The organism is Streptomyces sp. SDr-06 (assembly GCF_003324565.1).
GTDB lineage: Bacteria > Actinomycetota > Actinomycetes > Streptomycetales > Streptomycetaceae > Streptomyces.
In genome coordinates, this window is record NZ_QOLA01000001.1 from 717,636 (window position 1) to 738,917 (window position 21,282).

Below are 21,282 nucleotides of genomic sequence, written 5' to 3' on the forward strand. Positions count from 1 at the left end.
CGGCCCGGACGACTGGGCTCGCTCTCAACAAGCCTTGTCCGCAAGGGACTTGACGTGGTGCGTGGCTCCGGTACCAGCTTCGTCCCGAACGATTGACGGAAGGTCTGGACCAATCTACGGTGTGGGACGCCACCCCCCTCGCACCCTCCTCAGGTCCCCCCACGGTCCGGGAGCCGCCGCGCCCCCACGCAGCGCTCCTGGAGGCAAGGAGCGCAGCATGGCCGGTCGTACGTTACGTCTACTGGGAGCCGCTCTGGCGCTGGCTCTCGCGGCACAGGCCCCGGTGGCGGCGGCGCCGGGCTCACCCCACGCCGACACCTGCGCGGTCAAGCCGAGACCCGCGGGCAAGGTGCTGCAGGGCTACTGGGAGAACTGGGACGGCGCCGCCAATGGCGTCCATCCGCCACTGGGCTGGATCCCGGTGACCGACCCCCGCATCGCCGCCCACGGCTACAACGTCGTCAACGCCGCCTTCCCGGTGATCCTTTCGGACGGCACCGTCCTGTGGCAGGACGGCATGGACTCGACCGTGAAGGTGCCCACCCCCGCCGAGATGTGCCAGGCGAAGGCGGCGGGCCAGACGATCCTCATGTCCATCGGCGGGGCCGCGGCCGGCATCGACCTCGGTTCGAGCGCGGTCGCCGACCGGTTCGTGGCCACCCTCGTGCCGATCCTCAAGCAGTACAACTTCGACGGGATCGACATCGACATCGAGACCGGCCTGGTGGGCAGCGGCAGCGTCACCACGCTGTCCGACTCGCAGGCCAACCTCGTCCGCATCATCGACGGCGTCCTCGCCCAGATGCCGCCGGGCTTCGGCCTGACGATGGCCCCGGAGACGGCGTACGTCACCGGCGGCAGCGTGGCCTACGGCTCCATCTGGGGCGCGTACCTGCCCATCGTGAAGAAGTACGCGGACAACGGCCGCCTGTGGTGGCTCAACATGCAGTACTACAACGGCAGCATGTACGGATGCTCCGGGGACTCGTACGAGGCCGGCACGGTCGAGGGGTTCAGCGCCCAGACCGCCTGTCTCGACCGGGGCCTCGTCGTCCAGGGCACGACGATCAGGGTGCCGTACGACCAGCAGGTCCCGGGGCTTCCGGCCCAGCCGGGCGCGGGAGGCGGGTACCTGGCGACCGATCAGGTGGCCCAGGCCTGGAACGCCTTCGGCGGCGGGCTCAAGGGCCTGATGACCTGGTCCCTCAACTGGGACGGCTCGAAGAACTGGACGTTCGGCGACAACGTCATGGCGCTGCAAGGGCGTTGACCCCGCCGGGGCGAGGCCGCGTCTCGGCCCTCCCGGTGCCAAGGCTTGCCCTCAGACTGCCCGGGGTCCGTGGGCGAGGAACCTGCCGACCGCCCGCCGCGCGGCGGGCATCATGCCCCGCACCGGGAGCTCCAGGACGGTCCGCTCCGGACCGCTCTGGAGCGGGACGGCCGGGCGGTACCAGGTGCACGGGGAGAGGAGGGGGCCGGGCGGAGCGCCCGTGTGGGCCTTGAGGGCGACGCTGACCAGGGTGAGCAGCAGGTCCACGTCCGAGTCGCAGTCCAGCAGTATGGTCACCCACGCGGACCCGGGTGTGAGGCGGATCGCGGTGCTGTGTCTCAGCTCGGTCCGCAGTCGCTCGATCGCGGTGCGGGTGAGATGCAGGTCGGCCGCGAATCCGGAATGGAAATGCACCACTTCGCATTCCGCCGTGAAGAGCGCCTCCCCAACGGCGCAGCGGGGCGGGCCACTTACCAGGTTCGGCCATGATTGCAACTGTTCCATGGCGCGATGAGCCGCGGTCATGGCGCCATCCTCGCGCACACTTCACCCGGAGGACCACCCCCAGCCATCCACGGATGAGTTTCGTGGCCGGCCCGTGCCCGGTGACCTGCGCCCCAGGACAGCACTTCGCGGTATTCACCTCGGCGTCATCTTCCGTACAGGTGACCGGATCTCGTGGTCGGGCCCCGGCCGCGGCGGCCCGCCCGGCACGCTTCCGGCCCAGCGCGGCACTCAACTCCCGTAGGCCGTCCGCCCGGTGTTCTGCCCCGACTCGCGTACTGCGCCGCACATGTCCCGGGCCCCGCCCTTATGGGGCCCGAAGTACGGGCGTCGCGGGCCGTCCACTCCCGAGCGCCCAGCGGCACTTGCGTGCCGCGGAGGCAAGCGGAGGGGCGCCTTCCGAAAACCTGCACACCGACTGCGCAGGGCCGTCACCGTGGTCACGGGCGGGTCTCGGGTCCGGACCGGAGCCAGGGGCTTTGGGGCGGGAGTGTCCCAGTTGAGAAAGGTGAGCGCCTCGCCCGAGGAATTCATCTCGTGAAGCTCGTGAAGAATCTGACCCCAAATCATGAACGCACCTGCACGCGACGGCAATTCAGAGCCGCACAGAACCCCTGAACCAGCCCGGAGCGATTGGCTGTGAAAGCCGTTGGCGTGTTTTGATCCTGGCCACTGCGGGAGCCCCGACAAGGAGTTCCCGCCAGGAAATGTCCCCATGAAAGGCAGTACTCCCATGAACAACGCTCCCCAGGTCGAGACCCTCGAGATCTCCGACGCCGACCTCGACAACGTCTCCGGCGGCCTCGTCGGCACCGTGGTCGGCAACGTGACCGGCACCGCCGACTCCGTTCTCCCGGTCTCCGGCATCGTCGGCTCGGTCACGGGTCTCGTCGGCTCGGTCACGGGCGTGAACACCGGCGCCGTCACCGGCCTGGCCTCTGGCCTCGTCGCCGGTCTCTGAGATCGCGCACGAGCCCCGGAACCCTTGGTTCCGGGGCTCATTGCCGATGATGTGCGCATTGGTTCACGGTTAAGGAAAGAGTTCCGTGCAGTTTCGCCAACAGGCCCTTTCCAAACTGCAATCACCGGAGGAACTCGACCTGCCGGTGCGTTTCGCACGACCGCAGGGCCGCCTCGTCCTTTGCGTCACGGTGCTGGTCATGGCCGCCGCCTGTTTCTGGGCGGTGACGGGTTCCGTTTCCTCCACGATCGACGCACCCGGCATCCTCACCCACGCACAGGGCAGCTACGTCCTGCAGAGCCCCCTCGCGGGCCAGGTCACCGGTGTGTTCGCCAAGGAGGGCGAGACCCTCGCGGCCGACGCGCCCCTCCTCAAGGTCCGTACCCCGCAGGGCGACCGGATCGTCCGCGCGATCGCGGCGGGCCGCCTCACCAGTCTCTCCGCCACCATCGGCTCCGTCGTCGCCATGGGTGCGAACGTGGCGAGCGTGGAGCGCACCGGCGGCGCCGACGACCCCCTGATGGTGATGCTGTACGTGCCCGGCGACAGCACCGCGAGCGTCCCGCCGGGCGCGGCGGTCGACCTCACCGTGCAGTCCGTCCCGGCCGAGCGGTACGGGGTACTGCGCGGCCGGGTGGCCGCGATCGGCAGGGCTCCGCAGACCCAGCAGCAGATCGCCGCCTTCCTCGGCGACGGGCAGCTGGCCGAGCAGTTCTCGCAGCACGGCAGGCCGGTGGGGGTGCTGGTGCAACTCGACCGCACGCCCGCCACGAAGTCCGGCTACCGCTGGTCGACGGCCCAGGGCCCGCCGTTCGCCGTCGACTCCATGACCCTGGCCACCGGCACCGTCCACCTGGCCGACCGGCGTCCCCTCGATTGGCTGCTCCCGTGACCGCTCCCTCCTCCACCACACCGCAGCTCCCGCCCACCGGCCACGGCCGCCGGCGCGCGCCCGATCCGTCGGGCGGAAGCCGCCGCGCACGGCCGGGCCGGGCGCCGAGGACACCCCGCGCGAAGACCGTGCGCAGCCCCACCGTCCTCCAGATGGAGGCCCTGGAGTGCGGCGCGGCGTCGCTCGCCATGGTGCTCGCCCACCACGGGCGCCATGTGCCGCTGGAGGAGCTGCGGATCGCGTGCGGCGTCTCGCGCGACGGCTCACGCGCCAGCAACGTCCTCAAGGCCGCCCGCGGCTACGGCCTCACCGCCAAGGGCATGCAGATGGAGCCCGCCGCGCTCGCCGAGGTGCAGGCGCCCGCCATCCTGTTCTGGGAGTTCAACCACTATGTCGTCTACGACGGCATGGGACGGCGCCTGGGGCGGCGGGGCGTGCACATCAACGACCCCGACAAGGGCCGCCGCTTCGTGCCGACGGAGGACTTCGACACCAGCTTCACCGGCGTCGTCCTGGTGCTGGAGCCGGGGCCCTCCTTCCGGCGCGGCGGTAGGAAGCCCGGCGTCCTCGGCGCGCTTCCCGCACGGCTGCGCGGGACCACGGGCACCATGCTGGCCTCGCTGCTCGCCAGCCTGCTGCTCGTGGCCGTCGGCGCCACGCTGCCGGCGCTGAGCCGCACATACATCGACCTGTTCCTGATAGGCCGTCAAACCTCGCTGCTGGGCGTGCTGTTCGCGGCCATGGGCACGATGGTGGCGCTCACCGTCGTGCTGACCTGGCTCCAGCAGGCGAACCTGCTGCGGGGGCGCATCATCTCCTCCACGCTCAGCAGCGCCCGCTTCTTCCGGCACCTGCTGCGGCTCCCTGTCACGTTCTTCGCGCAGCGCAGCCCCGCCGACCTGGTCCAGCGGCTCCAGTCCAACGACGCGGTGGCCGAGACGCTGGCGCGCGACCTGACCGCGGCCGCCGTGGACGGCATCGTGGTCCTGCTCTACGCCTTCCTGCTGTGGACCTACGATCCGCAGCTCACCGTCATCGGGGTGGGCATCGCGCTGCTCAACGTCGTCGCGATGCGCATCGTCGTGCGGCTGCGGGCCACCCGTACGCAGAAGCTGCGCGCCGACAGCGCGCGGCTCACCAACACCTCGTACACCGGTCTCCAGTTGATCGAGACGATGAAGGCCACCGGCGGCGAGAACGGCTACTTCCGGCGCTGGGCCGGTCAGCACGCCACGACGCTGGAGGAGCAGCAGCGCCTCGGGGTGCCGAGCGCCTGGCTCGGGGTGGTCGCGCCCGCGCTCGCCACGCTCAACAGCGCGCTGATCCTGTGGATCGGCGGGCTGCGGGCGGTGGAGGGCCACATCTCCATCGGTCTGCTCGTGGCGTTCCAGGCGCTGGTGACCCGCTTCACCGCGCCGGTCACCCGGCTCAACGGCGTCGCGGGCCGCATCCAGGACTTCGCGGCCGACGTGACCCGCCTCAAGGACGTCGAGAACTTCCCCGTCGACGCGCTGCACACCCGCCCGGAGCCGGCCGCGAACACGCGCCGCCTCAAGGGCCATGTGACGCTCGAGGACATCACGTTCGGCTACAGCCCCCTCGACAAGCCCCTGCTGACCGGCTTCTCGCTGACCGTCGGTCCGGGGCAGCAGGTGGCCCTGGTCGGCGGCTCCGGGAGCGGCAAGTCGACGGTGTCCCGGCTGATCTCGGGGCTCTACGCCCCCTGGGAGGGCACCATCCGCATCGACGGGCAGCGCCTGAAGGACATCCCGCGCGGCGCGCTCGCCGCCTCGGTCTCCTTCGTCGACCAGGACGTCTTCCTCTTCGAGGGCACGGTCCGCGACAACGTCGCCCTGTGGGACCCCTCCATCCCGGACGACGCCGTGGAGGCCGCCCTGCGGGACGCCGCGCTGTACGAGGTCGTCGCACGCCGGCCGGGCGGCATCCACAGCCGGGTCGAGCAGGACGGGCGCAACTTCTCCGGCGGCCAGCGCCAGCGCCTGGAGATCGCGCGGGCACTGGTGCGGCGGCCGAGCATCCTCGTCCTCGACGAGGTCACCAGCGCCCTGGACGCCGAGACCGAGCACGTCATCATCGACAACCTGCGCCGCCGCGGCTGCGCCTGCGTCGTCATCGCCCACCGCCTGAGCACGGTCCGCGACAGCGACGAGATCGTGGTGCTCGACCACGGCACCGTGGTCGAACGCGGGCGGCACGAGGACCTGCTCGCCGCCGCGGGGCCGTACGCCGATCTGGTCAGGGAGCACTGAGGTGACCTCCGCACATCCGGTCGCCGACCCGGGCGCCGCCGGGCACGACGCCGTCGTCGGCGCGCTCGGCGGACTCGGGCAGCACATCGACTGCGCCGGCCTCGGCGGCTTCTCGCTGGAGGGGCCGCAGGTGCTGTGGCTCGTGGTGGGCGGCGCCCTCGACCTGTTCGCGGTCGACGCCGCGGCCCAGGGCCACTGGCACTTCCTGGGCCGCCTGGAGCCGGGCACCCTGCTGCTCGGCCCGGTCGAGGGCCCGCAGCACACCCTGGTCGGGCGCCCCCTGAGGGAGTGCGTGCTGCGCCGCATCCCGCTGCGCGAGCTGTACCGGTCGCCGGACCCGTACGAGGGGCAGTACCTCAGCCAGTACGACACGGGTGACGCGGCCCTCAGCCTCCTGGAGCACGCCTTCTCGCTCGGGGTCGGGCGCGGCCAACGCGTGCTGTTCGAGGCCCCGTTGGACGGCCGCACCGCGCTCGACGAGGCGGTGGCCGACGACGACATCCTGTGGCTTCCGGTGTCGCCGGGCAGCGTGCAGTACGGGGCGGCCTTCAGCGCGGAGGCGGCCGGTGACCTGCTGGTCGACGGCGCCCTGTGGCAGGGCATGGTCAACCGGCAGTACCGGCTGCTCGCCGCCCTCGACCGCTGGATCGAACGCCTGGAGCGGGCGCACGAGGACCGGGCCGCGGCCGGCATCAAGGCGGGCGAGGCCGTCCGCGAGGAGGCCGACCGGGCGCTGCTCACCTCCATCGGCCGGCGGCGCAAGGAGCCTTCGCGCACCCCTGGTTCCACGGACGACGCCACCTACGCGGCGTGCCGCCTGGTGGCCGAGGCGGCCGGAATCACCCTCGCCGACCCCGCGCTCGGCGGCGCCGTGAGCGACCGCGTCGACCCGGTCGAGCAGGTCGCGGTCGCCTCCCGGATCCGTACCCGGCCGGTGCGTCTGGACGGGCGCTGGTGGCGCGAGGACGCCGGCCCGCTGGTGGGCCACCGGGCGAGCGGCACGCCGGTCGCCCTGCTGTGGCGGCGCGGCGGCTACGAGGCCGTGCACCCGGCGTCCGGCCGGCGCACCCGGGTGGGCGCGGACAACGCGGACGAGTTCGAGCCGCGCGCCGTCATGTTCTACCGGCCGCTGCCGGAGAAGGCGCTGGGCAAGTGGGGGCTGCTGCGCTTCAGCCTGCGGGGCACCCGCGGCGACGTGCGCAATCTGCTGCTCGCCGGTCTGGTGACGGTGGCGCTCGGCGCGCTGGTGCCGCTCGCGACCGGTCAGGTGCTCGGCGTGTACGTGCCGCGTGCCGAGAGCAGCCTCATCGTGCAGGTCTCGCTCGCCGTCATCGTCAGCGGCATCGTGTCCGCCGCGTTCACGCTGCTCCAGAACCTCACCATCCTGCGCATGGAGGGGCGGATCGAGAGCACGCTCCAACCCGCCGTGTGGGACCGGCTGTTGAGGCTGCCGACGAAGTTCTTCACCGAGCGCTCGACCGGCGAACTGGCCAGCGCCGCGATGGGGGTCAGCGCGATCCGCCGGGTGCTCTCGGGCATCGGCCCGGTGGCCGTGCAGGCGGGCACGGTCGGCGTGATGAACCTCGTCCTGCTGCTGTGGTTCAGCGTGCCGCTGGCGCTGGTGGCGGTCGCCCTGCTGATCGTGATCGCCGTGGTGTTCCTGACCCTGGGGTTGCGGGAGCTGCGCTGGCAGCGCCGGCTGGTCGAGCTGGGCAACAAGCTCAACAACCAGGCGTTCCAGACCCTGCGCGGACTGCCCAAGCTGCGGGTGGCCGCGGCCGAGAGCTTCGCGTACGGCGCGTGGGCGGGCGAGTTCGCGCGCAGCCGGGAGCTCCAGAAGCGGGCGGGGCGGATCAAGAACCTGACGACGGTCCTCAACGCGGTGTATCTGCCGCTGTGTTCGCTCCTGCTGTTCGTCCTGCTGGCGGGCCCGGCCCGCGGCGCCCTGTCGGCGAGCGCCTTTCTGACGTTCAACACGGCCGTGACCATGCTGCTGACCGCGGTCACCCAGCTCACCGGCGCGTTCATCTCGGCGGCCGCCGTGCTGCCCATGTTCGAGCAGATCAAGCCGGTCCTCGACGAGGCGCCCGAGGTGCGCGGGGCCAGCGCCCAGCCCGGCGCCCTGTCCGGCGGGATCGAGGCGCGGGGCCTGTCCTTCCGCTACACCGACGACGGGCCGCTGGTCCTGGACGACGTGTCCTTGAAGGTGGCGCCGGGCGAGTTCGTGGCGGTGGTCGGGCCGAGCGGCTGCGGCAAGTCGACCCTGCTGCGGCTGCTCATCGGCTTCGACGACCCGGTGTCGGGCAGCGTCCTGTACGACGGCCAGGACCTGGCGGCCCTCGACCGGGCGGCCGTGCGCCGCCAGTGCGGGGTCGTGCTGCAGAACGCCCAGCCGCTCACCGGATCGATCCTGGACTGCATCTGCGGGGCCGAGGTGTTCACGCAGGAGGAGGTGTGGGAGGCGGCCGCGATGGCGGGGCTGGCCGAGGACATCAAGCGGATGCCGATGGGGCTGCACACCATGATCTCCGGCGGCGGGGCCGTGTCGGGCGGTCAGCGCCAGCGGCTCATGATCGCCCAGGCGCTGGTCAGGCGCCCCCGCGTGCTGTTCTTCGACGAGGCCACCAGCGCCCTCGACAACGAGACCCAGCGCGTGGTGATCGAGAGCACCCGGAGCCTCAGGGCCACCCGCGTCGTGATCGCCCACCGGCTCTCCACCGTCCTGGACGCCGACCGCGTGATCGTGATGTCCGAGGGCCGGATCGTCCAGCAGGGCCCGCCCGACGAACTCCTCGCCGACCCCCGCGGGCGCCTGCACGAACTGGTCCGGCGGCAGCTGCGCTGAACGGTCCGCGCGGTGGCATGGTGGAGAGGGAGCAGCACTTCACCGGTCCCGGAGAACGCCATGATCAAGAAGAATGCGCCGTCCCTCCTCGCACCCCCGGCCGCGCGGTCCCGTGCGCGGGCGGGCGACGCCGATCCGGGCCGGGTGTGACGGCCGTGCACAGCCGCTTCGAGCCCGACCGGCAGCTCACCGCCCGGATGCTGACCACGGTGTTCCTGCTCGGACTGCTGTACGTGGCGTTCGTCGCGGCCCTCCTGGTCCTGCTCAGGTCGACGCTGGTGGTCGTCGTGGTGGCGGCCGCCGTCCTGTGGTCGCAGTACTGGTTCTCCGACAAGGTCGCCCTGTACGCGATGCACGGCCGCGTCGTCACCCGCGAGCAACAGCCCCAACTGCACGGCATCGTCGACCGGTTGTGCGCCACCGCGGACATGCCGAGGCCCCAGGTCGCGGTCTCCGACATCGACCTGCCGAACGCGTTCGCGACCGGCCGCAACGCCGATCACGCGGTCCTGTGCGTCACCACCGGGCTGCTGCGGCGCCTGGAACCGGACGAGCTGGAAGGAGTCCTGGCGCACGAGCTGTCGCACGTCGCCCACCGCGACGTCGCGGTGATCACGGTCGCCTCGTTCCTCGGCGTCATCGCCGGACTCGTCGTCCGCTTCGCCTTCTACTCCGAGCTGTACGGGGGCCGCGGGCGGCGCGACCAGAACACCATGGTCGTCCTGATGGGTGTCATGGCGGTCTCGGCGCTGGTGTACTCGCTGAGCTTCCTCCTCATCCGGGCCCTGTCCCGCTACCGGGAGCTGGCCGCCGACCGGGCCGGGGCGCTCCTCACCGGGCACCCCTCGGCCCTCGCCTCGGCGCTGACCAAGCTCGACGGGGACATCGCCCGCATTCCGAGCAAGGACCTCAGGACGGCGAGCGCGTTCAACGCCTTCTACTTCGTCCCGGCCTTCGGCGCGGGCAGCAGCCTCGCCCGGCTCTTCGCCACCCATCCGAGCCTGGAGCAGCGCCTGGAGCGGCTGGCGAAGATCTCCGCGGAGCTGGGCCGTCCGGCCTGAGGCGCGGTCCCCCACCCCCTGACCGAGGACGGAGCGCATGGGCTTCCTGGACATCCTGCTCGGGCGCACCCGGCCCGCCCCGCCCGACCTGGACCGGCTGTTCGCCCTGCCGTCGGCGGCGGTCACCCTGGAGGCGGCCGCCGGGTTCACACCGACCGGCCGTGGCTCGGTGTGCTTCACCACGGTGGAGGGGCCCGCGTTCGCGGGGATCCGGCAGGACGTGACAGACCTGTTGAACGCGGACACCGAACGGGCCGCGTCCTCCGTCGAGTTCAGCCGCGACTCCTACGGGTACTCCTGGCTGCTGTCCCGCCGCACCCCGAGCGACCTGGCCGCGCTCGTCGGCGATCTGCACGCCGTGAACACCGCGCTGGAGGGATCGGGGTTCGGCCCCCAGCTCCTGTGCTCACTGGTCGGGTTCGAGGACCCCGAGGGTCGGGCGTTCGCCCTGGTGTACCTCTACAAGCGGGGCACCTTCTACCCCTTCGCGCCGCTGCCCGGGGAGCGCCGGGACAACGCGCTGGAGCTGCGGATCAGGGCGGTCGTGGCGGACGACCTGCGCATCGAGGGCGATCTGTCGCGCTGGTTCCCGGTCTGGGGCGCGCCGGGCCTGTGAGCCACAGGGGCCCCGACGCGCCTGATGGCCACCGTCGTTGAACGCCGGGCCGCCCGTTCGCGTACTGGAGGACGTCCCTGTCGCGTACCCACCTGCTGCCCGAAGGGCCCGCTGTGAGGCATCCACCGAAGCGCGTCGCGGCCCGCTGGGCCGTGGCGCTCGCGGCCCTGAGCGCCCTCGCGGGCACCGCGGCGGCACGGCCCGCACGGGGGCCCGCGCCGTCCGTGGCGGCGGTCGACGACTGCGCCAGGGACGGGGTGGACGTCACGGCTAGCAACGGGGGCGACGTTCCGTTCACCTTCCGGCTGGCGGGAGTGTCGGCCACCGTGGAGCCGGGCGGGTCGCGGACCATCCTGGTCCCGGTCGCCGAGCGGCAGAGCTACCGCTTCACCGTCCTGGGGCCGGGCGGCTTCCGCCAGGACGTGAGCGGCGTACGGAATTGCGCCTCGGCCTCCCCGGCTCCTCCGCCCGCCCCGTCACCCGCCGCCTCGACGCCGCCCGTGACCGGCGCGGACCGGGCCGCCGAGGCCCGGGCCGCTCCCGTCCCGCCCCGTGGCTCGGCGGCGGGCGGGAGCGGGCACGGGCTCCTGGGCACCGGGTTCAGCGACCTCGACTCCCTGATCACCGGGACGGTGCTGGTGCTGCTCGGCGGGATGCTCTTCGTCGTACGGCGGCTCACGCGCTGAGCGCCGCGCGCCGGCCGGCCGGGCTCAGAAGTCGGCCTGGGCCTTCACGTCGGCCCGGCCGACGGATTCGAGCCCGTACATCGAGCAGTACAGGTGGCGGATGTACTCGATGTCGGGGTCGTGGGTGCGGGCCTCGCGCTGGGGGTAGAGCACCGTGAGTTCGTAGGAGAGCTCGCGGTTGATGCTGCCGGTCTTGTCCCGCCACTGGCCGCGGCCCTGCTGGATCGTCAGTCCGGACGGGAAGCGGGGGGTCACCACGTCGGCGACGAACTTCATGAACTGCTCGTCGGTTATGGGTGGTTCCCCGTTGTGGCGGCCCGTGCCGAAGTACAGATGGGTGGCCAGATACGGACTGCCGTGCGTGGCGGTCTCCGGCTGGGTCGTGGCGGCCCGGCCGTAGGCGACTTCGGACACCGGCCCGCCGGTGGCGAAGAGGAGGACGACCGCCACGATGGCGGCGGCCGCGGGCGTGGACACCCTGATGTGAAGCATGTGGTCCCTGTCTGTCGGGTGGTGTGATGGAACCTGGCTGGTCCTCGCGGGCCGGGCGGCTCCCGGCCGTCCCTAGCGGGAAGGACGTTCCTGGCCGTCGACGTGCCGGGGGACGGATTCCAGAAGGAAGGCCGCCGCGTCCCGCAGGTTCGGGGGCGCCGCCGCGCAGCCGCGTAAGCGGTCGGCGGTGCGGGCGAGGGTCTCGGTCGTCCTGACGGAGCCGATGGCCGCGGCGCGCGGGGCGAGGTCCGTGATGAGGTCCTCGGCCTCGCGCCAGGCTCCGGCGCCGGCCAGGGCGTCGAGGAGTTCCGCGGTGAACAGGTGGCGGTACGAGGGGCCGGGCGCGGTGGCCGCTTCGTACAACAGAGGGATGGCGCGGTCCCAGTCGCCCAGTCTGGCCCGGACCCACCCGTGGTGGCCGGTGAGTTCCGCCTGGTCGATCCACCAGGCCCAGGGCGGGTCGTGGCGCGAGGCGCCGTCCTGGAACCGGCTCCGGGCCCGGCAGATGAGCCCCTCCGCCTCCCGGGCACCGCCCAGCATCGCGATCGCGTGCGCCCGGCGGACCAGGACGAGGGTGGCGACCAGGGTGGGCAGCGGGCGGGATCCGGCCACCCGGGCGGCGCTCTCCAGGGCGGCCCGCGGGCGTCCGGCGCGGGCGTGGAGCATGCTGTCGTTGAGCAGCACCAGGCGGGCGACGGCGAGGTCGCCGCAGTGGTGCGCGAGGGCCAGGGCGCGGGCGTTCATCCGGCGGGCCGAGGCGTTCAGGCCCGCGTCGAAGAGGATCCAGCCGATCACTTCGCAGAGTTCGGCGAGCGCGGCGAGCAGGTCGCCGCGCTCCCCGGCCATCCAAGCGGGGTCGGCCGACAGCTCCGGAACATTCAGCAACAGGTCGCGCACGGCGGGCACCGCGGCCCTCGCCCCGTGGGCGGCGTCGAGGGCCACGAGGCGCTCGACTTCCCGCAGCGCGAAAGCGGTCAGCCGGTCGCGGTCGGCACCGTGGCACGGCGCGGGGCACGCCTGGGTCATGAGGCGATCGTGTCGGGCGCGCGCACCGCCCGGCCCTGGGTGAGGGCGGTGAACGAGGACGCCACCTGGGTCAGCCACTCCACCTCGTCGCGGAAGTCGTCGTACGGCGGCCGCGCGGGGATGTCGGCGGCGTCGGCCTGCTCGTCCCGCTCCTCTGCCGGGCGGTTCAGGACGGCCCGCACCTGGAGTGCCTCGCCGAGCGGCGACGTGGGATCCTCGGGCAGGCCGAGGGAGCGGGCCACGCGGGAGAAGTCGGCGAGCGAGAGCGAGGTGCGCAGCATCAGCTGGCCGTCGCGTATCTCGATGACGCGCCGGTAGAGGCTGTAGTGCGGGTCGCGCGGCGGAATGAGGTCGCGCGCCCAGGACCGGGGCGGGTCGAGCGCGATGTCCGGCGAGGCCTGGTACAGCGCCCACCACAGGGGCCGCAGCCGGAGGTAGGAGCGGTAGCTGCGCAGCCATCCGAGGGCGCGGGTGATGTGGATGCCCCAGGACGGGATGGTCCAGCCGGTGATCTGGAGCAGGGCTCCGACGGTGCCGCACGACCACTGGATGGGGTCGAGGACCGAGGCGTCGTAGTGCAGCCGGGTGCCGGCGATCTGGATGCTGCGGGTGACGCAGTAGACGAGGATCAGGCTGGCGCCGACCGTGACGGTCCGCATGCCGACTTTCAGCCATTGCCGGTTGGCCATCTTGGTGAAGCGCAGCGAGAGCCGGACCGTCTCGAACTGCCCGATGCCGCAGATGACGAGATAGAACGACATGTACAGCGCGTACCGGCCGTCCTGGATGCTGAGCAGGATCGTCGATGTGGCGGTCTTGGCGCTGGCCACCGGACTGACCGCGAGGGAGGCCACCACCAGGACGCACAGGGCGGACCCGAAGAACAGCACCCGGTGCCTGGCCCGGCGCTGGGCCTCCTCGGGCGGGGACGACCAGTGGACGAGGACGACCTGCTGGGCGGCGGTGAGGACCACGACGGCGGCCTGGACGATCAGCGAGGTGATGTTGGGCAGGCCGAACAGGTCGGAGATGTGCACCCGCAGCGCGTCCAGGTCGACCAGGAAGCTGATCCCGGAACACAGGAAGTAGACGCACAGCGCCCACAGGGCGACGTCGTGCCTTCTGCGCAGCAGGTCCGGCAGCCGGTAGGCGAAGGCCGCGAGGCCGCCGAGGGCGCAGACCCAGGTGAGTATGCCGTTGACGGCGTTCATGACGGGTCCGGGTGGCCGACGCCGTTCTCTATCCGGGCGACGATCTCCGCGGCCTCCTCCGGGACGCCCCAGGCGGGTTCCAGCCACCGCTTGGTGGCGCGGGCCAGGATCAACGAGGCCATCGTCTCGGCTTCCTGTTCCTCGTCGTCGCTGTAGCGCGAGCGCATCAACATGCTCTGCACGACCGCCGGTTCGACATCCGTGAACAACTGACTCGTATCACTCCGGTCGAATTCCACGGATCCGCGATGCGCGAAGGCGATATGCGACAGTTCATGGGCAATGATGTGTTCTTTGTGCGACGGGGAGGCAGCCTTCTCGTAAGCGATGATGTCGAACTCGTCGAGTTTCAGCCACAGGCCGAAGAGATGACGTTCCGGGAAGGGCATCGGAATCAGATGGATCGGCCGCTGGTTCTGTGTGCTGAGATAGCGGTGGAGTTCATCAATACCGCACCCGTGCTCCATGCCCCAGTCCGCGAGCAGCGCCTCACAGGTTTGACGAACCTTTTTGAGACGGCGCCTGAGCCGACGGTCCTCCGGCGACGGTAACGCAGAGCCAGACACCTTCATCCTTTAGCCTTCCACGCCTTCCACGCTGGAGAAGCAGGCCGTTGCAATGCCGATTCAGCGGTGCCGGGGATTCAGGCTGCCGACCCCCCGGCAGACAACGCGGCCATGATGCCACACCCTCAACTCACCGAGCGGGTAAGCACCTTTGGCGGCTCAGCCGAGAAAACTCAGCCGCACCTGCCGGTTGGGATTGTCCTTGTTCGTGTCCACCAGGCACACCGACTGCCAGGTGCCCAGGGCGAGCCGCCCGCCGATGACCGGCAGGGTGGCGTGCGGCGGCACCAGGGCGGGCAGCACGTGGTCGCGGCCGTGGCCCGGGCTGCCGTGCCGGTGCTGCCAGCGGTCGTCCGCGGGCAGCAGCGTGTGCAGGGCCGCGAGCAAGTCGTCGTCACTGCCCGCGCCGGTCTCCAGGACCGCGACGCCGGCCGTGGCGTGCGGCACGAAGATGTTGAGCAGGCCGTCGCGGCCCGCCGCCCGTTGGCGCAGGAACTCCTCGCAGTCCCCGGTCAGATCGGCGACCGTCTCGCGGGAGCCGGTCGCGACGTGCAGGATGTGGGTGCTGAAGACGTCGGACATGCCCCCCATCTTCCCGCCCGCGCCCGGTGTTCGCGCGCGGGCGCACCGGGGCGGTGCCCGATGGGCAAGATCGCGCGTCCGAGGGGCGAGACACCGTTGACCTCGTCCGGAACGGGTCGCTACGTTCGCGCCATGTCGCGTACAGCCCTGCTCACCACGCGCGGTCACATCGACCTGCTGCGGGTGGCCTCCGCCGCCTGTTGTCGCGGCCGCTGACGTCGTTTCAGCCGACTCTGACGTCTCCTTCCGCCTGCCGCGGCCGGACGTCGCACCCCGCGCCTTCGTACGCCCCTCCTTCCTCCTGAGCCTCACCGCCGCCCGCTGACGCGTCCGGCCGGACGGCCACGCCCGCACCACCACCCCGTGCCCGCGCACACCGGTGTCGTGGTCGCGCTCGCCGCCGTTCCCGGGCACGTGCGGCCGCTCTCCCCTTCGACCATGGAGTCCCCATGACCGTCGACCATGCGCCGCCGGACATATCCGCCAATACCGGTACGTCCGTCCTGGCCCCGCCCACTGGCCCCGAACTCGAACCGGTCGATCCGCTCGCCTCCCGGCGCGGCCGGTCGCGCTCGGTGCCGCGCTGGCTGCGCCGTACCGTCGGGCCGCTGGCCCTGCTCGTGCTGTGGCAGGTCCTCAGCGCCACCGGGGTGCTGAGCCCCGACACGCTCGCCTCGCCCGGCACCGTGGCCCGCGCCGGGGCCGATCTGGTCGCGGACGGCACGCTGCCGTCCGCCATGGGCATCTCGCTCCAGCGGGTGGCCGTCGGGCTGCTCATCGGTGGCGTGGCCGGGATCGGTCTCGCCCTCCTGTCCGGTCTCTCGCGCCTCGGCGAGGACCTGATCGACGCCACCGTGCAGATGCTGCGCACCGTGCCCTGGGTCGGCCTGATCCCGCTGTTCATCATCTGGCTGGGTATCGGCGAGGCCCCGAAGGTGGCCCTCATCGCGCTGGGCGTGACCTTCCACCTCTATCTGAACGTGTACGCCGGGATCCGCGGCGTGGATGCCCAACTCGTCGAGGCCGGGCAGGCGTTGGGGCTCGGCCGCTGGGGTCTGGTGCGCCATGTGGTGCTGCCGGGCGCGCTGCCCGGCGCCATGACCGGGCTGCGCTACTCGCTCGCCACCGCCTGGCTCGCCCTGGTCTTCGGCGAGTCGATCAACGCGGACGCCGGGATCGGCTTCCTGATGAACCAGGCCCGCGAGTTCTTCCGCACCGACGTGATCGTCGTCTGCCTGGTCGTGTACGCCCTCCTCGGCCTGCTCGCCGACGCCCTCGTCCGCACTCTCGAAAGGCTGCTGCTGCAATGGCGACCGACCTTCACGGGCCAGTGACCACCAGGGCCGCCGACGCCGTACGGGTCGAGGGGCTGACCCGGTCCTTCGACGGGCGGCCCGTCATCGACGGGCTCGATCTCACGCTGCGGGCGGGCGAGTTCACGGCGCTGCTCGGGCGCAGCGGGTGCGGGAAGTCGACGCTGCTGCGGGTGCTCGCCGGGCTCGACCGGGAGATCGAGGGCACGGTGCTCGTGCCCAGGCGGCGGGCCGTCGCCTTTCAGGCGCCCCGGCTGATGCCGTGGAAGCGGGTGTGGCGCAATGTCCTGCTCGGGCTGCCGGGCAAGCCCCAACGGGCCGTCGCCGAGGCCGCGTTGGAGGAGGTGGGGCTCGGCCACCGGTCGGGGGCGTGGCCCAAGACGCTCTCCGGCGGCGAGGCCCAGCGCGCCTCCCTCGCCCGGGCCCTGGTGCGCGAGCCGGATCTCCTGCTGCTCGACGAACCGTTCGGCGCGCTGGACGCGCTGACCCGGATCAAGGCCCAGCAGTTGGTCGCCGAACTGTGGCAGCGCCGCGGCTGCGCGGTCCTGCTCGTCACGCACGACGTGGACGAGGCGCTGCTGCTCGCCGACCGCGTGCTGGTCATGCGGGACGGCGCCATCGCCCATGACGCGCCCGTCGGCCTCGACCGCCCCCGCACGGTCGGTGCGCCGGGCTTCGCGGCCCTGCGCTCCCGCCTCCTGGAGGAACTGGGCGTACGAACGCCCGCCGCCGTCTCCGACTGAACCTTCACGAAGGAAGTACGTACTCGTGCGACGCCACACCCTGCCCGCCCTGCTCCTGCCGATCTCCCTGCTGCTCGCCGCGTGCGGCGGCAACTCCGCCGCCGACGCCAAGAGCGGACCGGGCGCGGGATCCGGCGCGATCACGCTCAACGTCGGTGACCAGAAGGGCGGTTCCGAAGCCGTACTGAAGGCCGCCGGGGAACTCGAGCACCTCGACTACAAGATCAAATGGTCCACGTTCACATCGGGGCCGCCGCTGCTCGAAGCGGTCAACGCCAAGGCCGTCGACATCGGCGCGGTGGGCAACACACCGCCCGTGTTCGCCGCGGGCGCCGACTCGAAGATCAAGGTGGTGGCGGCCAGCCACGGATCCTCCGCCGGCGAGAGCATCCTGGTGCCCGAGGACTCCCCGCTGAAGAACCCCTCGGACCTGAGGGGCAAGTCGATCGCCGTGGCCCAGGGAAGCTCCGCCCACTACCAGTTGCTGGCCTCGCTGAAGAAGGCAGGCCTCACCATCGGCGACGTCCGGCTCAGCTATCTCCAGCCCGCCGACGCGCTGGCCGCCTTCAGCCGCGGCAAGGTCGACGCCTGGGCGGTGTGGGACCCGTACACCTCGCAGGTCCTCGGTGCGCACAAGGGGCGGGTCCTGACGACCGGCGAGGGCGTGGTCAACGGCCTCGGGTTCCAGGTCGCGGCGCCCTCCTCGCTCGGGGACCCGGCGAGGGCCAAGGCCATCGGGGACTATCTCCAGCGCCTCAACCGCGCCCAGGACTGGGTCTTCCGGCACCCCGAGGCCTGGGCGAAGGTCTGGTCGAAGGAGACGGGGCTGCCCTACGACGTGGCGCTCGACTCGGTGCGGCGCAGCAACGGCACGCGTGTCGCGGTGGCCGTGGACGCCGCGGCCATCGCCTCCGAGCAGCAGATCGCCGACACCTTCGCCGACCTCAAGCTGATCCCGCGCCGCTTCTCCTTCAAGGACTACGTCGACACCCGCTTCAACGGCTCCCTGCCCGCCTCCACCACCGCACCCCGCTCGTACGGAAAGGCCTCCTCCTGATGACCGTCCATCTGCACTGGTTCCTGCCCACCGGCGGTGACGGCCGGACGCTGGTCGACCGGCACGCCTACACCGACGGCGGCATCACCCGCTCGCGGATCACCCCGGTCGGCGGGGTGCGCGCGCCCGACATCGAGTACCTGGCCCAAATCGCCAAGGCGGCCGAGCAGTTGGGCTTCGAAGCGGTCCTGACGCCCACGGGCACCTGGTGCGAGGACGCCTGGCTGACGACCGCCGCGCTGTCCCAGCACACCGAGCGGCTCAAGTTCCTCGTCGCCTTCCGGCCGGGCGTCGTCTCCCCCGTCCTCGCCGCGCAGATGGCGGCCACCTACCAGCGCATCACCCGGGGCCGTCTGCTGCTCAACGTGGTGACGGGCGGCGACTCGACCGAGCAGCGCCGCTTCGGCGACCACCTCGACCACGACCGCCGCTACGCGCGGACCTCGGAGTTCCTGTCCGTCGTGCGCGGGGTGTGGCGCGGGCGGCCGTACGACTTCAATGGCGCGCACTACCAGGTGGAGGGCGGTCTGACCGCGCTGCCGCCGGACCCGCTGCCCGAGATCTTCTTCGGGGGCTCCTCGGCGGCGGCCGGACCTGTGGCCGCCGACCACGCCGATGTGTATCTGACCTGGGGCGAGCCGCCCGCGCAGGTGAAGCAGAAGATCGACTGGATCCGGGGGCTCGCCGAGGAGCGGGGGCGCACGGTCCGGTTCGGCATCCGGCTGCACACCATCTCGCGGGACTCGGCGCGCGAGGCGTGGGCGACGGCCGACCGGCTGCTCGGCGACCTCGACGCCGAGACGATCGCCGCGGCCCAGCAGGCGCTCGGCCGGAGCGAGTCGGTGGGCCAGCAGCGGATGCTCGCCCTGCACGGCGGCACGCGGGACCAGCTGGAGATCTCGCCGAACCTGTGGGCGGGCGTGGGTCTGGTGCGGGGCGGGGCGGGCACGGCGCTGGTCGGCAGCCACGCGGACGTGGCCGACCGGATCGAGGAGTACCACGAGCTCGGGATCGAGCACTTCGTGCTCTCCGGCTATCCGCACCTGGAGGAGGCGTACTGGTTCGGTGAGGGCGTGACCCCCGAGCTCGCCGCGCGCGGGCTGCTGCCGCGGATCCCGGCGTCGCCGCTGCTGGGCATACCCGCCGCGAACGGGCGCCCGGCCTCCGCGCCGGGCGGGGCCCCGCTCCTGGTGGGCGGCGGGCGCTGATCCCGGGAAGATCCACGCACCCCCCGTGGTTGGTAGAACCGTGAACGACTTCGGGGTGCGAGACGTGGACGTGGTGGTCATAGGCGCCGGGCAGGCGGGCCTGTCCGCCGCCTACCACCTGCGGCGGGCGGGCCTGGAGCCCGATCGCGGCTTCGTGGTGCTCGACCACGCGCCCCGGCCGGGCGGCGCCTGGCAGTTCCGCTGGCCCTCGCTCACGTACGGCAAGGTGCACGGCATGCACGCGCTGCCGGGCATGGAGCTGACCGGGGCAGACACCGACCGCCCCTCCTCCGAGGTCGTCGGGGCGTACTTCAGCGCCTACGAGGACGCCTTCGACCTGCGGGTGCACCGGCCGGTCGAGGTGCGGGCCGTACGGGAGGGCGAGGGGGGACGGCTGCTCGTCGACACCTCGGAGGGCGGATACGCCGCGCGGGCGCTGATCAACGCGACCGGCACCTGGGACCGGCCGTTCTGGCCGCGCTATCCGGGCCAGGAGACCTTCCGGGGGCGGCAGTTGCACACGGCGACCTATCCCGGGCCCGAGGCGTTCGCCGGGCAGCGGGTGATCGTCGTCGGCGGCGGCGCCTCGGGCACCCAGCACCTGATGGAGATCGCCGAGGTCACCGCGGAGACAACCTGGGTCACCCGGCGTCCGCCGGTCTTTCGCGAAGGCCCCTTCGACGAGGAGGCCGGGCGCGAGGCGGTGGCGATGGTCGAGGAGCGCGTACGGCTCGGCCTGCCTCCCAGGAGCGTGGTCTCGGTGACGGGGCTGCCCCTGAACGACGCCGTACGGGCGGCCCGGGCCAAGGGCGTCCTGGACCGGCTGCCGATGTTCGACCGCGTCACCGAGCACGGGGTGGCGTGGAAGGACGGGCGGAGCGTCGAGGCCGACGTCATCCTCTGGGCCACCGGTTTCCGCCCGGCCATCGACCATCTGGCGCCACTGCGGCTGCGCGAGCCGGGCGGCGGCATCCGGCTTGAGGGGACCCGGGCGGTCAGGGACGAGCGGGTGCATCTCGTGGGCTACGGCCCGTCGGCGTCGACGATCGGCGCCAACCGGGCCGGGCGGGCGGCGGTGCGGGAGATCAAGCGGCTGCTCGACCGGGAGCCCGCCCTGGTGTGATCGGCGGGGCAAGCGGAACTGATCACCCCGCCGCTCCCGTCCTCTTCTGGTTCTCGTTGAACTCCCGCACGTTCAGCTGCTGTTGGGCGTAGCTGTCGGTGAAGCGCGTGTCGCCGGGCGCCACCGTCACGAAGTACAGCCAGGTGCCCGGCGTCGGATTGATGGCGGCGTTCAGCGCCTGCTGCCCCGGGTTTCCGATGGGGGTTGGCGGCAGCCCCTTGTGCTCGTAGGTGTTGTACGGGCTGTCGGTCCTGGTGTCGCCCGCGGTGGTGGTCAGCGTGGAGCGGTTGAGCGCGTAGTTCAGCGTCGAGTCCATCTGGAGCGGCATCCCGCGGGCCAGCCGGTTGCGGATGACGCGCGCGACCTTGCCCATGTCGGCCGTGGAGTCGGCCTCGGCCTGCACGATTCCGGCGACGATCACCGTCTGATACACCGTCAGGCCCCCGCGCCGAACGCCCGCGGTGATGCCGTCCTGGCCGAGGTGCTTGTTGGCGGTCTCGACCATGTAGGCGAGCAGACCACCGGGGGTGGTGTCGTCCGTGATCGGATAGGTCGCCGGAAACAGATAGCCCTCGGGGTTGCCCTTGGCCTCGGCCGGGAGCTTGAGCTCCGCCGAGGCGGCGGCCGCCTTGGTGGTGCCGGGCGGCAGGTCGAGGCGCTTGTCGACGGCCGCGTAGACCTGGGTCGCCCGCCACCCCTCCGGCACGACGAGGGACCTGGCCGGGGCGCCGGTCTCGCGCAGCACCAGAACGAGTACCACACCGGCCACCACGAGCAGCGCGACGAGCAGCAGGATGAGCCGGCCATGGCGGGTGAGCCGGGCCCGTCGACGGTACGAGGTCTCACTCATGGCGGC

At 72.0% G+C, this 21,282-nt stretch carries 20 protein-coding genes; 13 read left to right on the top strand and 7 right to left on the bottom strand.

The features are described from left to right. Positions 1 to 217 precede the first annotated feature (217 nt). Positions 218 to 1,270 (top strand): chitinase, encoded by a 1,053-nt coding sequence (locus DT019_RS03580; protein ID WP_114035088.1) that lies wholly within the window; start codon positions 218 to 220, stop codon positions 1,268 to 1,270. Between the two features lie 51 nt (positions 1,271 to 1,321). On the opposite strand, the gene DT019_RS03585 is transcribed toward DT019_RS03580, so the two are convergent. Then, positions 1,322 to 1,795: a luciferase family protein gene (locus tag DT019_RS03585; RefSeq protein ID WP_189389105.1), complete on the bottom strand. Its 474-nt coding sequence runs from the start codon at positions 1,793 to 1,795 to the stop codon at positions 1,322 to 1,324. 712 nt (positions 1,796 to 2,507) lie between these two features. On the opposite strand from DT019_RS03585, the gene DT019_RS03590 reads away from it, so the two are divergent. The 7 genes from DT019_RS03590 to DT019_RS03620 all read left to right on the top strand — a co-directional run bounded on the left by DT019_RS03590 (position 2,508) and on the right by DT019_RS03620 (position 11,105). Next, a complete protein-coding gene (locus tag DT019_RS03590; RefSeq protein WP_114035089.1) occupies positions 2,508 to 2,735 on the top strand; it encodes a type A2 lantipeptide in 228 nt (75 codons plus the stop codon). An 85-nt stretch (positions 2,736 to 2,820) separates the two neighbouring features. Continuing rightward, positions 2,821 to 3,627: an HlyD family efflux transporter periplasmic adaptor subunit gene (locus tag DT019_RS03595; protein ID WP_114035090.1), complete on the top strand. Its 807-nt coding sequence runs from the start codon at positions 2,821 to 2,823 to the stop codon at positions 3,625 to 3,627. Continuing rightward, on the top strand, positions 3,612 to 5,897 hold the full coding sequence (locus DT019_RS03600; RefSeq protein ID WP_114035091.1) for an NHLP family bacteriocin export ABC transporter peptidase/permease/ATPase subunit: 2,286 nt from the start codon (positions 3,612 to 3,614) through the stop codon (positions 5,895 to 5,897). The genes DT019_RS03595 and DT019_RS03600 overlap by 16 nt, the downstream gene beginning before the upstream one ends. A gap of 1 nt (position 5,898) precedes the next feature. Further along, complete coding sequence (locus DT019_RS03605) at positions 5,899 to 8,742, top strand: NHLP bacteriocin export ABC transporter permease/ATPase subunit (protein WP_114035092.1); 2,844 nt, start codon at positions 5,899 to 5,901, stop codon at positions 8,740 to 8,742. 155 nt (positions 8,743 to 8,897) lie between these two features. Next, positions 8,898 to 9,803 carry a zinc metalloprotease HtpX gene (gene htpX, locus DT019_RS03610; protein WP_114035298.1) on the top strand — a complete coding sequence of 302 codons (906 nt, stop codon included), beginning with the start codon at positions 8,898 to 8,900 and terminating at the stop codon, positions 9,801 to 9,803. 37 nt (positions 9,804 to 9,840) lie between these two features. Then, positions 9,841 to 10,419 (top strand): PspA-associated protein PspAB, encoded by a 579-nt coding sequence (gene pspAB / locus DT019_RS03615; RefSeq protein ID WP_114035093.1) that lies wholly within the window; start codon positions 9,841 to 9,843, stop codon positions 10,417 to 10,419. Between the two features lie 113 nt (positions 10,420 to 10,532). Next, a complete protein-coding gene (locus DT019_RS03620; RefSeq protein WP_147267271.1) occupies positions 10,533 to 11,105 on the top strand; it encodes a phospholipase domain-containing protein in 573 nt (190 codons plus the stop codon). A 24-nt stretch (positions 11,106 to 11,129) separates the two neighbouring features. Here the strand turns inward: DT019_RS03620 and DT019_RS03625 are convergent, their stop codons facing one another. The 5 genes from DT019_RS03625 to DT019_RS03645 all read right to left on the bottom strand — a co-directional run bounded on the left by DT019_RS03625 (position 11,130) and on the right by DT019_RS03645 (position 14,982). After that, positions 11,130 to 11,597, bottom strand: coding sequence for a DUF3574 domain-containing protein (locus DT019_RS03625; RefSeq protein WP_114035095.1), 468 nt, complete (start codon positions 11,595 to 11,597; stop codon positions 11,130 to 11,132). 72 nt (positions 11,598 to 11,669) lie between these two features. Continuing rightward, entirely contained in the window at positions 11,670 to 12,623 is a 954-nt protein-coding gene (locus tag DT019_RS03630) for a DNA-binding protein (RefSeq protein WP_223279281.1), read from the bottom strand. Further along, positions 12,620 to 13,834, bottom strand: a complete 1,215-nt coding sequence (locus DT019_RS03635) for an MAB_1171c family putative transporter (protein ID WP_114035096.1) — start codon at positions 13,832 to 13,834, stop codon at positions 12,620 to 12,622. Before DT019_RS03635 ends, DT019_RS03630 begins: the two co-directional genes overlap by 4 nt. Then, positions 13,831 to 14,406, bottom strand: coding sequence for a hypothetical protein (locus DT019_RS03640; protein WP_147267272.1), 576 nt, complete (start codon positions 14,404 to 14,406; stop codon positions 13,831 to 13,833). Before DT019_RS03640 ends, DT019_RS03635 begins: the two co-directional genes overlap by 4 nt. Before the next feature lie 153 nt (positions 14,407 to 14,559). Next, a complete protein-coding gene (locus DT019_RS03645) occupies positions 14,560 to 14,982 on the bottom strand; it encodes a YjbQ family protein (protein WP_114035098.1) in 423 nt (140 codons plus the stop codon). Positions 14,983 to 15,431: 449 nt separating this feature from the next. Between DT019_RS03645 and DT019_RS03650 the strand changes: the two genes are divergently transcribed. Genes DT019_RS03650 through DT019_RS03670 form a run of 5 tightly spaced genes read left to right on the top strand, consistent with a single transcriptional unit; the run spans position 15,432 to position 20,426 of the window. Continuing rightward, positions 15,432 to 16,316 (top strand): ABC transporter permease, encoded by an 885-nt coding sequence (locus DT019_RS03650; RefSeq protein ID WP_114035099.1) that lies wholly within the window; start codon positions 15,432 to 15,434, stop codon positions 16,314 to 16,316. Next, positions 16,289 to 17,038 (top strand): ABC transporter ATP-binding protein, encoded by a 750-nt coding sequence (locus DT019_RS03655; RefSeq protein ID WP_114035100.1) that lies wholly within the window; start codon positions 16,289 to 16,291, stop codon positions 17,036 to 17,038. Before DT019_RS03650 ends, DT019_RS03655 begins: the two co-directional genes overlap by 28 nt. A 25-nt stretch (positions 17,039 to 17,063) precedes the next feature. Then, positions 17,064 to 18,095, top strand: coding sequence for an ABC transporter substrate-binding protein (locus tag DT019_RS03660; RefSeq protein WP_114035101.1), 1,032 nt, complete (start codon positions 17,064 to 17,066; stop codon positions 18,093 to 18,095). Then, entirely contained in the window at positions 18,095 to 19,303 is a 1,209-nt protein-coding gene (locus DT019_RS03665) for an LLM class flavin-dependent oxidoreductase (protein ID WP_114035102.1), read from the top strand. Before DT019_RS03660 ends, DT019_RS03665 begins: the two co-directional genes overlap by 1 nt. A gap of 40 nt (positions 19,304 to 19,343) precedes the next feature. Continuing rightward, entirely contained in the window at positions 19,344 to 20,426 is a 1,083-nt protein-coding gene (locus DT019_RS03670; protein ID WP_114035103.1) for an NAD(P)-binding domain-containing protein, read from the top strand. A gap of 22 nt (positions 20,427 to 20,448) precedes the next feature. Here DT019_RS03670 and mltG read toward each other — a convergent pair whose 3' ends face one another. Continuing rightward, complete coding sequence (gene mltG, locus DT019_RS03675; RefSeq protein ID WP_114035104.1) at positions 20,449 to 21,276, bottom strand: endolytic transglycosylase MltG; 828 nt, start codon at positions 21,274 to 21,276, stop codon at positions 20,449 to 20,451. Positions 21,277 to 21,282: the final 6 nt, after the last annotated feature.

Excerpts from the sequence above, each read along its gene's own strand:
- DT019_RS03625 (WP_114035095.1), bottom strand. The coding sequence starts at position 11,597 with ATGCTTCACATCAGGGTGTCCACGCCCGCGGCCGCCGCCATCGTGGCG.
- mltG (WP_114035104.1), bottom strand. The coding sequence starts at position 21,276 with ATGAGTGAGACCTCGTACCGTCGACGGGCCCGGCTCACCCGCCATGGC.
- DT019_RS03655 (WP_114035100.1), top strand. The coding sequence starts at position 16,289 with ATGGCGACCGACCTTCACGGGCCAGTGACCACCAGGGCCGCCGACGCC.
- pspAB (WP_114035093.1), top strand. The coding sequence starts at position 9,841 with ATGGGCTTCCTGGACATCCTGCTCGGGCGCACCCGGCCCGCCCCGCCC.
- DT019_RS03665 (WP_114035102.1), top strand. The coding sequence starts at position 18,095 with ATGACCGTCCATCTGCACTGGTTCCTGCCCACCGGCGGTGACGGCCGG.
- DT019_RS03585 (WP_189389105.1), bottom strand. The coding sequence starts at position 1,795 with ATGACCGCGGCTCATCGCGCCATGGAACAGTTGCAATCATGGCCGAAC.
- DT019_RS03635 (WP_114035096.1), bottom strand. The coding sequence starts at position 13,834 with ATGAACGCCGTCAACGGCATACTCACCTGGGTCTGCGCCCTCGGCGGC.
- DT019_RS03590 (WP_114035089.1), top strand. The coding sequence starts at position 2,508 with ATGAACAACGCTCCCCAGGTCGAGACCCTCGAGATCTCCGACGCCGAC.
- DT019_RS03640 (WP_147267272.1), bottom strand. The coding sequence starts at position 14,406 with ATGAAGGTGTCTGGCTCTGCGTTACCGTCGCCGGAGGACCGTCGGCTC.
- DT019_RS03630 (WP_223279281.1), bottom strand. The coding sequence starts at position 12,623 with ATGACCCAGGCGTGCCCCGCGCCGTGCCACGGTGCCGACCGCGACCGG.
- DT019_RS03645 (WP_114035098.1), bottom strand. The coding sequence starts at position 14,982 with ATGTCCGACGTCTTCAGCACCCACATCCTGCACGTCGCGACCGGCTCC.
- DT019_RS03580 (WP_114035088.1), top strand. The coding sequence starts at position 218 with ATGGCCGGTCGTACGTTACGTCTACTGGGAGCCGCTCTGGCGCTGGCT.
- DT019_RS03650 (WP_114035099.1), top strand. The coding sequence starts at position 15,432 with ATGACCGTCGACCATGCGCCGCCGGACATATCCGCCAATACCGGTACG.